Annotated in this window: 10 protein-coding genes and 1 pseudogene; 3 read left to right on the plus strand and 8 right to left on the minus strand. The window is 65.1% G+C overall.

Features of this window, described 5'->3' with window-relative positions:
- Positions 1–98 precede the first annotated feature (98 nt).
- The gene (locus G5A07_RS13955; RefSeq protein ID WP_191863471.1) at positions 99–3,122 is read right to left on the minus strand and encodes a TonB-dependent receptor; all 3,024 of its coding nucleotides are present in this window, start codon (positions 3,120–3,122) and stop codon (positions 99–101) included.
- A 317-nt stretch (positions 3,123–3,439) separates the two neighbouring features.
- On the opposite strand from G5A07_RS13955, the gene G5A07_RS13960 reads away from it, so the two are divergent.
- Together G5A07_RS13960 and G5A07_RS13965 are read left to right on the plus strand one after the other, a co-directional pair.
- Positions 3,440–3,934 (plus strand): VOC family protein, encoded by a 495-nt coding sequence (locus tag G5A07_RS13960; RefSeq protein ID WP_191863472.1) that lies wholly within the window; start codon positions 3,440–3,442, stop codon positions 3,932–3,934.
- Between the two features lie 76 nt (positions 3,935–4,010).
- Positions 4,011–5,594 (plus strand): NAD(P)/FAD-dependent oxidoreductase, encoded by a 1,584-nt coding sequence (locus tag G5A07_RS13965; RefSeq protein WP_191863473.1) that lies wholly within the window; start codon positions 4,011–4,013, stop codon positions 5,592–5,594.
- A 99-nt stretch (positions 5,595–5,693) separates the two neighbouring features.
- Here G5A07_RS13965 and G5A07_RS13970 read toward each other — a convergent pair whose 3' ends face one another.
- The 7 genes from G5A07_RS13970 to G5A07_RS14000 form a co-directional block, all read right to left on the minus strand.
- On the minus strand, positions 5,694–6,368 hold the full coding sequence (locus G5A07_RS13970) for a rhomboid family intramembrane serine protease (RefSeq protein ID WP_005410509.1): 675 nt from the start codon (positions 6,366–6,368) through the stop codon (positions 5,694–5,696).
- 93 nt (positions 6,369–6,461) lie between these two features.
- The gene (locus G5A07_RS13975; protein ID WP_224329410.1) at positions 6,462–6,800 is read right to left on the minus strand and encodes an MGMT family protein; all 339 of its coding nucleotides are present in this window, start codon (positions 6,798–6,800) and stop codon (positions 6,462–6,464) included.
- On the minus strand, positions 6,797–7,717 hold the full coding sequence (locus G5A07_RS13980) for a DMT family transporter (protein WP_191863474.1): 921 nt from the start codon (positions 7,715–7,717) through the stop codon (positions 6,797–6,799). The genes G5A07_RS13975 and G5A07_RS13980 overlap by 4 nt, the downstream gene beginning before the upstream one ends.
- Before the next feature lie 158 nt (positions 7,718–7,875).
- Positions 7,876–9,234, minus strand: a complete 1,359-nt coding sequence (gene gorA / locus G5A07_RS13985) for a glutathione-disulfide reductase (protein WP_010482995.1) — start codon at positions 9,232–9,234, stop codon at positions 7,876–7,878.
- Entirely contained in the window at positions 9,231–10,481 is a 1,251-nt protein-coding gene (locus G5A07_RS13990) for an FAD-dependent oxidoreductase (RefSeq protein ID WP_043401124.1), read from the minus strand. Before G5A07_RS13990 ends, gorA begins: the two co-directional genes overlap by 4 nt.
- Before the next feature lie 3 nt (positions 10,482–10,484).
- On the minus strand, positions 10,485–11,729 hold the full coding sequence (locus G5A07_RS13995; RefSeq protein ID WP_191863475.1) for a DUF418 domain-containing protein: 1,245 nt from the start codon (positions 11,727–11,729) through the stop codon (positions 10,485–10,487).
- A 99-nt stretch (positions 11,730–11,828) separates the two neighbouring features.
- The gene (locus G5A07_RS14000; RefSeq protein ID WP_010482989.1) at positions 11,829–12,311 is read right to left on the minus strand and encodes a peptidylprolyl isomerase; all 483 of its coding nucleotides are present in this window, start codon (positions 12,309–12,311) and stop codon (positions 11,829–11,831) included.
- Between G5A07_RS14000 and G5A07_RS14005 the strand changes: the two are divergent.
- A pseudogene (locus G5A07_RS14005) lies at positions 12,310–12,507 on the plus strand (glycoside hydrolase); the annotation flags it as partial. The gene G5A07_RS14000 and the pseudogene G5A07_RS14005 overlap by 2 nt on opposite strands.

The raw sequence follows: 12,507 nt of genomic DNA on the forward strand, positions 1-12,507 counted from the left end.
CCTTCGGGCGCCCTTTTTTCGCTTGGCGACCCAAAAAAGGGACCCCGGCATGGCCGGGGTCCAGGTCGTTTTCTGGAGAGATCGATCAGGTGCTGCAATCAGAAGTCGTAGGACGCACTGACTCGAACCGAACGAGGCGCGCTGAAGTAGGTACCCATGCCGTAGGTGTTGGACACCGTGTAGGGGCCACCTTCATAGACCGCGTCAGACTGCACGGCGCGACGCTGGTTCAGCACATTGAAAACATCCAGGCTGAAAGCCAGCTTGTGATCGGCAAACGAAGGGCGATACATCACGCCCAGATCCAGGCGGGTCGTCCAGGGCTGCCGGCCGGCGTCACCCGGACGCGACGGCTTGCCACCGCAATAGTGATAGGCCGCGTCGTAGCCCAGCGGATCACTCTCATCGGTGCCGTAGTAGCCCAGGCAGCTCTTCGGCGCCCCCGACATGATCCGCAGGGTGGCCGACGCCGACCACTCGTCGTTGAACATATAGGCGCCATAGCCCTTCAGCTGGTGACGGCGGTCGTTCGCCAGATAGCCACCGGCGTATTCCATCAGTGCCGCGGCATCCCAGTCCTGGGTCTTGGAGACGTCATCCTGGCCGATATCCGACTTCACCTGGCCTTCGGTATTGCCGAAGCTGCGCGACCAGGTGTAATCCAGACGTCCGTACCACTTGTCGCTCAGCGGGTGCTCGATGAACAGATCGACGGCGATGTAGTCACGCTTGGCCTTCTTGTTGCCGTAACCCCAGTCGGCGGAGCTCATCTGCACCGGCGTGTAACCCGAGCCATCCGCGTGTCGGATCATGAAGGTGTTGGTCTTGCCCGGATTGAAGATCACACAGCCCGGGACATCGAGATTGCTGTCGTCGACGCCCATCGCGGCAAGCTTGTCGTGGATGCGATCGGAGTCACAGGTATCGTCGATGGCCGTCTGCAGGCGACGATAGGTGAACTTGGCACCGGAGCTCCAGCGCTCGCCCAGCGTCTTCTCGAAGCCAAGGATCAGCTCGTCCTGGTACTGCGACTTCAGGTCGGTCGGCGCAATCGACAACGGATCAGGGGTCTGGCCATATTCATTGTTGGCTGACACCGGGCCCGGGCCCAGAGCGGTCAACCCGGTCGGGTTGCCGTTGGCATCAATTCCGCTATAGGTGAAGTACTCGCGGGTGAACGTCGAGGCGGAAGCGCCACGAATGGCAACGCTGTTGGGCAACGCCAGGTAGTAGCGGCCCAGGTTGGCGAACACCTTCAGCGACGAATCGCCAAACACATCCCAGCTCGCGCCCAGACGCGGCGCCCACTGGTCACCGCTGTCGACGTAAGGCTTGGCCGCACTGTTGTAGTTGGTGAACTTGTCATTGCGGATGCCGAGGGTCACCAACCAGTTCGGCGTGACCTGCCAACGGTCCTCCAGATAGTAGGCCTTCTGCTTGACCGACATGCTGGTGGTCGTGGAGAAGATGTACTTCTGCACGAAGTAGCCATTGCCGCCCGGCGGGGTGATATCAAAGCCCGGATTCGGCGACGAGGCCGGATCAACACGACCATAGATCCAGGCATATCCCGGCCCGGTCATCGCCTGACCTTCGTTATGCCCCTGGAAGTACATGTTATCGATGCCACCGGTCAGCTCGTGGTTGCCGATGCGGTACTGCAGGTCTACACGCAGGCCTCGGGTCTTGCTGCCCGCATCAGACGACTTGGTATAGAGCGCCGACTGGTCGTTGCGGATGGGGCGACCACCGGTAATGGACGGATCCTGATTGCCCGGGCTGCTGAGATAGGGGTTGGCCGTATCCAGCGGATTCGACTCCAGATTGCTCTCCTTGCTGCGACCCCAAACCGCACTCAGGGTCAGGTCATCGTTCAGGTAGCCGGTGTACTTGAAGATGTCAAAGTCGTCCTTGAGCTTCGTGGTGTTCGGGAACGTGCCGGTGCGATCACCTTCGGCCAGGTCCTCGTAGTCGAACGATCGGTAGTAGCCACCGTTGCGATCGGTGTTCTGCACGCGGGTGTATTCCAGCGTGTTGCTATCGTTGATGTTCCAGTCGATCTTTCCATAGAACTTCGGCGCATCAATGGTGTAGTGGTTGCGCACCTGCTGCGTTGCTGCAGAGCTGTTCGTGGACACACCTTCGGTGCGGTCCTTTTCCGCAGCCAGGTGAATGAACAGACGATCCTCGATCAGCGGGCCACTGGCATAGCCACTGTAGGTGGTACGCGTGGCGACATCGTCCTTGCGGTAGCGATAGAGCGAACCAGGCAACGAGTCATCGGTGTAGCTGTATCCATCTGGCAGCTGGCGATTGGGATAGATGACAGTGGCCGCAGAAGCCGACAGCGAGTCCGGAGCCCAGGTGGCCTGCACGCCGAAATGCCATTCATTGGTGCCGCGCTTGCCGAGCTGGTTGATCACGCCGCCGGTGGAGCGCCCGTATCCCGCTCCGTAACCGCCCATGAACGTTTCCTGCTGGTCGATCGACCCGTATGGCAGGCTGATACCACCCAGATTGCTGAGCGGATTGTTGGCCAGAAAGCCGTTCAGATAGTAGGCATTCTCAGTGACACTGGAGCCGCCGAAGGACAGCACCGAACGCGAGCCATTGCTGAACGCGCCACTGCCCGAGACAACACCTGGCGCCAGCAATGCGATGGCTTCGGCACTGCGCCCCAAAGGCAACACGTCCAGCTGCTCGGATGTGATGACCGACTTGGATACTGTGTTGGTGACATCGATCTTCGGCACATTCGCTGCAACGACGTTCACTGCCTCCAGTGTGGTGGCGGCGCTGGCGCCACCGGCAAACGACACCTCGGTGCCAACGCCAACCTTCAAGAGCACATTCTCGCGCTGCTCGACAGTCTGGCCGTCACGCTGCTGGATGATGGTGTACTTGCCCACCGGCAGCGAGCCGAGGTTGTAGCGGCCATTGCTGTCGACGGTCGCCGAGCGCTTCAGGCCCGTGTCGCTCTGAACCACGATGGTCGTACCGGCGGGCGCGCTGCCGTACAACGAACCGGTCGTGCTCTGAGCGGCGGCGGCGCCAATGAAAGAAGTCAGGACGACCGCCAAGGCGGTGCGCTTCAGCCTTGCGACGTGCTTGCTGCTGGTCATGAAGTTTCCTTGATTCGGTGAAGATCAGGCTGCGATTGCAGAATTGCTGCATGGAAGCGACAGTTCCTTGCAGCTGAACCAAATATTAATTTCATCAATTCTTAATTTGCAATGGCAGCTGAACAAAAACAACCAACTGAAATTAAAGGAAAAATTTCGACACAAACATGAATCTCATTCATGTTTTATTTAACAATCAGAGACTTGCAGCCGCTTTCGGCCGGCTCCCCCACCCTGTCTCCGTTGGCCGTGATACAGATCCCGGGTTAACAACGGCCGTGCTATCGCTGTGGCTTCGTCCAACGTGGAGCCCCGACATGGCACACAAGAACACGATCTGTGTCTGGTACGACAATGGCGCGCTCGAGGCCGCCACCTTCTATGCCAACCTCCTGCCCGACAGCGCGGTCACCGCCGTGCATCACGCACCCGGCGACTACCCCGACGGCAAGGAAGGCAACGTTCTGACCGTCGAATTCACGGTCTGCGGCATCCCCTGCGTCGGCCTCAACGGCGGCACCGCGTTCAAGCACAACGAAGCCTTCTCCTTCCAGATCCAGACCGAGGACCAGGCCGAGACCGACCGCCTGTGGAACGCGATCGTGGGCAATGGCGGCCAGGAGAGCCAATGCGGCTGGTGCAAGGACCGCTGGGGCATCTCCTGGCAGATCAGCCCGCGCATGTTGATCGAAGCGGTGACCAGCAAGGACAAGGCACTGGCCAAGCGCGCCTTCAACGCGATGATGCCGATGAAGAAGATCGACATCGCCACCATCGAAGCAGCGATCAAAAAAGGGGACGGAGGGGATTAAGTCGTTTTTCCCCATTGCCGGTGACCCCATGCGAATTGCGACTTGATCCCCTCCGTCCCCTTTTTCCGAGGTGCTGATGTCCTGGGATTCGATCATCATCGGTGGCGGCCACAACGGCCTGGTCTGCGCGGCCTATCTGGCACGCGCTGGCAAGAAGGTGCTGGTGCTGGAACGTCGTGGCGTTCTCGGCGGCGCCGCGGTCACCGAGGAGTTCCATCCCGGCTTCCGCAACTCGGTGGCGTCGTACACGGTGTCATTGCTGCAGCCGAAGGTGATCGACGACCTGCAGCTGCATGCGCATGGGCTGCGCATCGTCGCGCGCCCCGTCAACAACTTCCTGCCATTGCCGGACGGCCGCCACCTGTTGTCGGCGCCCGGCCGCACCCAAGCCGAGGTGGCGAAGTTTTCCGAGCGGGATGCACAGCACCTACCCGCATACGAAGCACGCCTGGAGATCTTCGCCGATGTGCTGCGCGCGTGGGCCCTGCGTGCACCGCCGGACGTCGGCGTTGCAGGCGGCTGGCGTGCCCTGCCCGCGCTGTGGCAGATGGGCCGTCTCGGCCGCGAACTGGCAACGCTGGATGCTTCGCTTCGCCAGGAGCTGCTGGACCTGTTCACGCTGTCGGCGGCGGAGTACCTGGACCGCTGGTTCGAGAGCGAGCCGATCAAGGCGCTGTTCGGCTTCGATGGCATCGTCGGCAACTACGCCAGTCCGTACACGCCGGGCAGTGCCTACGTGTTGCTGCATCACGTGTTCGGCCAGTGCAATGGCGTGAAAGGTGCGTGGGGCCATGCGATCGGTGGCATGGGCGCGATCAGCCAGGCCATCGCCGCCGCTGCACGCGAGGCCGGTGCGGAACTGCGCGTGGATGCCGGCGTGCAACGGGTAGTGACCGAACAGGGCCGCGCCGTGGGGGTGGAACTGGCCAACGGCGAAACCCTGCGAGCACGCGCGGTGGTCGCCAACGTCAATCCGAAGTTGCTGTACGAACAGCTGCTGGAGCCGGCGCAGGTACCGGCTGCCACACGCGAGCGCATGGCGCAGTGGCGCTGTAGCTCGGGTACCTTCCGGATGAACGTGGCGCTGTCGCGGCTGCCGGACTTCCGCGCCCTGCCCGGCCCCGGCCCGCACCTGAGCGCGGGCATCATCATGGCGCCCAGCCTGGACTACATGGATCGCGCGTGGCTGGATGCGCGGCGCGACGGCTGGTCGCGCGAACCGATCGTGGAGATGCTGATTCCCAGCACACTGGATGACTCACTGGCGCCAGCGGGGCAGCACGTCGCCAGCCTGTTCTGCCAGCACGTGGCGCCGGTGCTGCCCGACGGGCGTCACTGGGATGATCGTCGTGAAGCAGTGGCCGATCTGATGATCGCCACCGTTGAGCGGTATGCACCGGGTTTCGCTGACAGCGTGCTGGGCCGCCAGGTCCTGTCACCGCTGGATCTGGAGCGCACGTTCGGGCTGATCGGGGGCGACATCTTCCACGGTGCGCTCAGTGCCAACCAGTTGTTCTCGGCACGGCCGATGGTTGGCCAGGCCGGCTATCGCGGTGCCCTGCCCGGGTTGTATCTATGCGGGTCGGGTACCCATCCCGGTGGTGGCGTCACCGGTGCGCCGGGGCACAACGCCGCTCAGGTGGTGTTGCAGGATCTCTGAAGGCGTGCCGACCAACGGTCGGCACCTACCGCGTCAAATGATCCTGGCCAAGGTGTGCCAATCAAGGTTGGCACCTACAGCGTCAAATGACCCTTCAGATCATTTGACGCTGCGCAGATGGTTCGGGCGCTTCGGCGGGCCGGGCGGGCGACGCTTGTTGAATGGCGGCTGCCCGCGCCAGTAGCGGATCAGCAGCCAACCGAACAGCATGCCGCCCAGATGCGCGAAGTGGGCCACGCCCGGCTGCCAACCGGTCATGCCCAGCACCAGCTCACCCACACCGAACAGGATCACGAAGGTCCGTGCCTTCATCGGGATCGGCGGGAACAGCAGCATCACCCGCTGGTTCGGGAACAACATGCCGTAGGCCAGCAGCAGGCCGAACACGCCGCCGGAGGCGCCCAGCACCGTGGCCGGATTCTCCAGCAGGGTACCCACCAGCAGCTGGCAGACACCGGCGCCAGCCACGCACACCAGGTAGTACAGCAGGAAGCGCTTTTCGCCCCAGGTCTGCTCCAGCGGCGCGCCGAACATGAAGACCGCCAGCATGTTGAAGAACAGGTGGCCGAAGCTGCCATGCAGGAAGCCATAGGTCAGCAGCTGCCACGGCTGGAAGTTGCCACCCGGCGAGAACGCATCGAAGCCCTGCTGCAGTGGTTGCAGCATGAACGGCTCGAAGGTCTGCATGCCGAGCAGGAACGGCTGCTGCAGCAGGAACAGGATCGCGTTGGCGATCAGCAGGGCCTTGGTGACGGTAGGCAGTCGCGGGAACATGGGAGCACCGGCATGGAACGGCCTCCATCATAGCCGCAGCACCGTGTGTTGTTGGCGACCGGCAGGCGCAGCCTGTTCAGTCGCCAGCGGTGCTCAGCCCGGGCCCCACACGGCGGCATCCAGCGCCGCGGCCGGATCGGTGGCCGGCATCCGCACCCGGCCGTTCTCCACCACCACACCTTCGGCACGCAGCCGTTGTGACTGCTCGCGCCAACCAGCCGACCCTTCTTCCATGGCAATACGCCCGTCCGAACGCAGCACGCGATGCCAGGGCAGGTCGGGATCGTCGTTCTGGCCGAGGATGCGCGCGGTCAAGCGCGCACGCCCCGGCAGGCCGGCACGCATCGCCACTTGGCCATAGCCCATCACCTGCCCCGCCGGGATCGCGCGGATCACCGCCAGGATGCGCGCCCGCGCCTGCTCCGGCGTCAGCGCCGCAGGCGGGTCACCAGTAGTACGCCGATCAGCACCAGCACGGTGCCGGCGATCTGTGCCGGCCCCATCGGTTCGTCGAGCAGCCATAGGCTCATCACGATGGTGGAAACAGGGCCCAGCATACCGACCTGCGCGGCCAGCGACGAACCCACGCGCTGCACCGCCAGCATGATCGCCAGCACGGGCAGTACCGTGCACACGGTGGCATTGACCAGCGACAGCCATTGCACCGACGCCGGTGCCTGCCACAGCAACGGCAGCGGATGGGTCACCGCGAAATGCAGCAGCACCAGCACGCTGGCCACGCAGCTGGCGTAGGCGGTGAGGCGCACCGCACCGATGCGCGCGACCACCTGGCCACTGCCGAACAGGTACAGCGCGTAGCTGAGCGCACTGCCCAGTACCAGCAGGCTGCCGACGATGATCTGCCCGCCCTCGCGCTGAAGATCGTGGCCGAAGGCGAGCAGCACGCCCAGATAGCTCAGCACCAGCGCACCGATCTGCCAGCGGCCCGGGCGCTGCCGTGCCAGCAGCACGTTGATCAGCAGCACCAGGGTCGGGTTCAAGTAAAGAATCAGCCGCTCCAGGGTCACGCTGATGTACTGCAGGCCCTGGAAATCGAGCAGGCTGGACAGGTAGTAGCCGGTGAAGCCCAGCCACAGCACGCGGGCGCGGTCGGCCCAGGACAGCGGCTCTGCCCGGCGCGCAGCCCACAGTGCCATCAGCACGAACAGCGGCAGCGCCATCAGCATGCGCAGGGCGAGCAGCGTGGTGGCATCGACGCCGTGGCGCAGGCCGAGCTTGACGATGATGGCCTTGCCGGAGGCGGCGATGGCGCCGATCGCGGCCAGGCCGATACCCCCCAGCGCGATGCGCGGGGAAGCGGTGGCGATACGGGAAGCGGGGCTGGACATCAGGACGACGGCGGGCCGCATAGGGCGGCCCGGAAACGCATTGGGGGGGCGCCCAGTATCGCATGGGGGCGCCAGGTGCCCTGTAGAGCCTGCGCTCGGCTGCACCATGTCTGCACGGAATGCAGCCGAGCATAGGCTCGGCTCTACAACCGCCCAGGTCAGCGCATCAGCACCACTTCCTCGGCCGAGGTCGGGTGGATCGCCACGGTGTCGTCGAACTGGGCCTTGGTCGCCCCCATCTTCACCGCCACCGCGAAGCCCTGCAGGATCTCGTCGGCTGCTTCGCCCAGCAGATGGATACCCACCACCCGCTCTTCCGGGCCCACGCAGACCATCTTGAACAGGCTGCGCTGGGTGCCGTTGGCCAGCGCCTGCAGCATCGGGCGGAAACGGCTGTGATACACGCTCACCTGATCGAAACGGGCGCGCGCCTCTTCTTCGCTCATGCCCACCGCGCCCAGCGGTGGATGCGAGAACACCACGCTGGCGACGTTCTCATAGTCCATCTTCGACTGCGGGCGGCCGCCGAACAGGCGATCCATCAGGCGCCGCGATGCAGCCACCGCCACCGGGGTCAGGCCAACCTTGCCTGCGATGTCACCCACCGCATGCACGTTCGGCACGCTGGTGGTCTGCCATTCGTCCACCTCCACCTGCTGGTGCTCACCGATGCCGATGCCCAGCGCTTCCAGGCCCAGGTCGCGACTGTTGCCGCGACGGCCGGTGGCGAAGAACACCGCATCGAATACGCTGTCGAGCGGACCATCATGGCCGAATGCACGCACACGCTCGCCATCGCGCTGCAGTTCGCGCAGGCGATAGCCGAAATGGATGCGCACGCCCTGCTGCTTCAGGTTCTCGGCCAGCTGATCGGTCAGCTCGTAGTCGAAGCGATCCAGCAGCCGCTGGCCGCGCACCAGCAGGCTGACCTTGCTGCCCAGTGCCTGCAGCAGGCCGGCCAGCTCCACCGCAATGTAACCGCCACCGATGATCGCCACCTCGGCCGGTGCCGCGCGCAGATCGAAGAAATCATCGGAGACCAGGCCCAGTTCGGCGCCGGGAATGTCGGGCCGCAGCGGGTGCGCGCCGGTGGCGATCAGGATGTGCTCGGCGCTGTAGCGCACGCCATCGCTGCAGGCCACGGTGTGGGCATCGAGCAGATGACCACGCGCCGGAATGCGCACCACGCCGGTTTCGTCCAGGCGCTTGTGGTAGCTGGTGTGGATGTTGCTGATATAGGCCTGGCGATGGATCACCAGTTCCTTCCACGACAGCGCCGGGCGCGCTTCGACATCGAAGCCCATCGCACTGGCCAGGCCGATGCGCTCGTGCAGGTCGGCCGCCAGCCACATGGCTTTCTTCGGCACGCAGCCGACATTGACGCAGGTTCCGCCCAGTTCGCCAGGCTCCAGCATCGCCACGCGCTTGCCGTGCTGCGCGGCGCGGATCGCGCCAGCCAGGCCGGCGGAACCGCCGCCAAGGACGATCAGGTCGTAATCATAGGGTGCAGTGCTCATCGGAATCGCTCGGGTCGGTAAGGGGCAGGATCGATCGCCGGCGTGCGGCCGCAGACGAGATCGGCGATCAGCTGGCCGGTGCCGGCGCTCATGCTGATGCCGAGCATGCCATGCCCCGCTGCAAGCCAGACGTGAGGATGTGCGGGCGCGCGGCCGATCAACGGCACATCGTCCACGCTCATGGGACGCCAACCGCACCACTGCTCCTGCAGCTGCGCACCACGCGGCGCGCGCAGGTAGTGGTCGGCAGCGTGCTGCAGAGCCTGCAGGCGGGTCGTGCGCAGCTGCGGGTCGGCACCGGCGAATTCCATGGTGCCGCCCAGTCGCAGTGCTTCACGCCAGGCAATCACGAACACGGAATGGTCCTTCAGCACGACTGGGCGCTGCGGCACCTGCGCCGGTCGCGACCAGGTCAGCGAATAGCCCTTGCCGGGCTGGATCGGCACGCGCAGATCCAGTTGCCGTGCCCAGCGCGGTGACCACGGCCCGGTCGCCAGCACCAGCTCGCGTGCGTGCAGCGTGCGTTCGCCGACGTGCACGCGCACACCCTGCGCGTCGGCGCTGAAATCCCGCATGTCCGAGTGCTCTTCGATCACCACGCCCTGTGCGCGCAGCACGCGCGCCAGTTCGGCGGTGTAGCGGTCCGGACGCAGCTGCGCATCGCCGGGGAAGTGGATCGCACCGGCAAGGCGATCATGGAACGCTGGATTGTCGCGCGCGTAGTCGGCCCCATCGATGCGCACCGTGGCGATGCCCTGCGCGTTCAGCGCCTCACACTCGGCTGCATGGTGATCGAAATTGCGGGCGTCACCGAACACATAGTCCAGACCGCGCGCCTCGAACTCGCAGTCCAGCGCATGCGTCCGCACCCACTGCGCCAGGCGCAGCCGTGAATCATTCAACAGTGCGCCGCGTGCCCGCGTGGAGTGCAGCCAGTCACGCGCGTTGCAGCGCGCCCCGAACTGCAGCAGCCAGCGCCACAATGCAGGGTCGAGGCGTGTACGGACGTACAGCGGCGCACGCGGATCGAGCATCCAGCGCAGCGCCCGTAACGGCACACCGGGCGCTGCCAGCGGTGGCGCGTGGCTGGGGGTGATGGTGCCGCAGTTGCCATGCGAAGTCGCCGCACCCACGCGTCCCCGCTCGATCATACGGACCTGCCGGCCGTTCGCGCACAGCGCAAGCGCGGTGGCCAGGCCGATGGCACCGGCGCCCACCACGATCACATCCTCGCGCGCGCCCTGCATCGATCAGCCCTGCCCGGCCTCGCGCCGCATCGGCGGCCACTGCCGGTAGGTCATCGCGCGCCACAACCATTCCATCGGGCCAAAGCGGAAGCGGCGCAACCAGACGTGTGAAAGGGCCACCTGCACGACAAACAACAGCAGTGCGAACAGCAGCTGCACGCTGCGTGGCATCATTTCGAACGCGCCCAGGCCGTAGTGGTAGAACACCCAGGTGCACAGCAGCGACTGGCCCAGGTAGTGGGTCAACGCCATGCGCCCGACCGGTGCCAGCCAGGCCAACCGCGCACGCCAATGCACGATCCACGCCAGGTAGCCCAGGCACATCGGCAGGCCACCGATCGTCACCAGTGCCATTGCGGCTGTCACCGGCAGATTGTAGGCACCCGGTGCAAGGTAGGGTTTCCAGGCAACACCGATCAACGTGACCAGCAGGCCCAGCGGCAACGCAATCCAGCGCAGCGTCGCGTACAGCCGCGGGAAGCGCTCCGGCGCCGCCAGCGCGCCACTGCCGGCAAACCAGCTGCCGATCAGGAACATGCCCAGCACCTCCGGGCCGGTGATCAGCAGCGCGCCCATCGACGTGCCGAACTCGCTCAGCCGCTGCGCATTGGCCTGCATCCAGCTGCCGTGCCCGTACACCAGGCGCTGCAGCTCGATGCTCTGCTGCGCGTCGGCGAGCATCTTCTGTACGTCTTCCGTCGAAGCCATCGACACCATCGCGCCCACCAGCAGCATCATCGCTATACCGCCGAGGTAGACCGTCACGCCCATCCACGGCAGCCAGCTGCGCGGCGCCTCGCGGCAGGCCAGCAGCGGCAACGAGACCAGCGCGTACATCACCAGGATGTCGCCGGACCAGACCAGCAGCGCGTGGCACAGGCCGATCAGCAACAGGCCAGCGCTGCGGCGCAGGTAGAACGGGGTGAAGTCGCGCCCGGCGGCCTCGGCGCGCTGCGCCATCACCGCGAAGCCGGCGCCGAACAGCAACGAGAACAGGGTGAAGAACTTGCCCTGCACGAACACGTAGACGAACGCATCAGCCCAGTAGTCGATGCCCTGCCAGTGCGTGTCGATGCCGGTGAAGGCCAGGTCCAGCGGTCCGCTGAAGGCCTCGATGTTCATCAGCAGGATGCCCAGCAACGCCGCACCGCGCAGCACGTCCAGTATGGCGATGCGTTCGCCGGAAGCCATCGGCTGCAGGGAAGGAGAAGCGGCGTTCACGGGGCATCCGTCAGGCAGGTCCGCCATTATGCCGCCGGCCCACACGCCATGGATGGCCGCGTCGTGTTCCAGAAACGCAACGGCCCGCCGAAGCGGGCCGTTGCTGCCATCACGATCGCGCTGCGATCAGTGGTGGTGGCCGCCGTCGCCGTGGACGTGGCCGTGGTCGATCTCTTCCTTGCCGGCTTCACGCACGTCAACGATTTCGACGTCGAAATGCAGGTCCTTGCCAGCCATCGGGTGGTTCAGGTCGACGTCGACGACGCTCATGCCGACCTTCTGCACGGTCACCGCACGCGGGCCGAAGTTGGTCTGCAGCACGACCTGCTGGCCCGGGGCCAGCTTGGTGTTGCCGAAGTGCTTCTTCGGCACGCGCTGGGACAGGCCCTCGCGGCGCTCGCCGTAGGCATCAGCGGCAGTGACGTCGACGCTGAAGGTCGCGCCGGCTTCCTTGTCCATCATGGCGTTTTCCAGGCCCGGGATGATGTTGCCGTGGCCGATCAGGATCGCCAGCGGCTCGCCGCGGTCCTTGGACGATTCGATCGGCTCCTGGCCGACTTCGGAAACGGTGTAGTGGAAGCGGACAACGCGGTCTTTTTCGATCTTCATGCGCAACTCTGTCTGGATCTGCCGAAGGCAGGCGGGTTGGGGCGGGTTGTCGCCCGGCGGGGACGCCGCCATCATGACGGCCAATCCTAAGGTGGCGCATTATCCGGAGATCATGCACATCACGCCAGTTTCGTCCGGCCTGCGCCGGCTCCTCGCCCCGGCCCTGCTGCTGGCCCTGCCCGTGCTGATGACCGCC

This window comes from Stenotrophomonas sp. AS012628 (assembly GCF_010608305.1).
Taxonomy (GTDB): domain Bacteria; phylum Pseudomonadota; class Gammaproteobacteria; order Xanthomonadales; family Xanthomonadaceae; genus Stenotrophomonas; species Stenotrophomonas geniculata.

What these genes read in the sequence shown, in the direction of transcription:
- G5A07_RS13995 (WP_191863475.1), bottom strand. Translation starts at nt 11,729, where the DNA reads ATGGCGGACCTGCCTGACGGATGCCCCGTGAACGCCGCTTCTCCTTCC.
- G5A07_RS13970 (WP_005410509.1), bottom strand. Translation starts at nt 6,368, where the DNA reads ATGTTCCCGCGACTGCCTACCGTCACCAAGGCCCTGCTGATCGCCAAC.
- gorA (WP_010482995.1), bottom strand. Translation starts at nt 9,234, where the DNA reads ATGAGCACTGCACCCTATGATTACGACCTGATCGTCCTTGGCGGCGGT.
- G5A07_RS14000 (WP_010482989.1), bottom strand. Translation starts at nt 12,311, where the DNA reads ATGAAGATCGAAAAAGACCGCGTTGTCCGCTTCCACTACACCGTTTCC.
- G5A07_RS13980 (WP_191863474.1), bottom strand. Translation starts at nt 7,717, where the DNA reads ATGTCCAGCCCCGCTTCCCGTATCGCCACCGCTTCCCCGCGCATCGCG.
- G5A07_RS13965 (WP_191863473.1), top strand. Translation starts at nt 4,011, where the DNA reads ATGTCCTGGGATTCGATCATCATCGGTGGCGGCCACAACGGCCTGGTC.
- G5A07_RS13960 (WP_191863472.1), top strand. Translation starts at nt 3,440, where the DNA reads ATGGCACACAAGAACACGATCTGTGTCTGGTACGACAATGGCGCGCTC.
- G5A07_RS13955 (WP_191863471.1), bottom strand. Translation starts at nt 3,122, where the DNA reads ATGACCAGCAGCAAGCACGTCGCAAGGCTGAAGCGCACCGCCTTGGCG.
- G5A07_RS13990 (WP_043401124.1), bottom strand. Translation starts at nt 10,481, where the DNA reads ATGCAGGGCGCGCGCGAGGATGTGATCGTGGTGGGCGCCGGTGCCATC.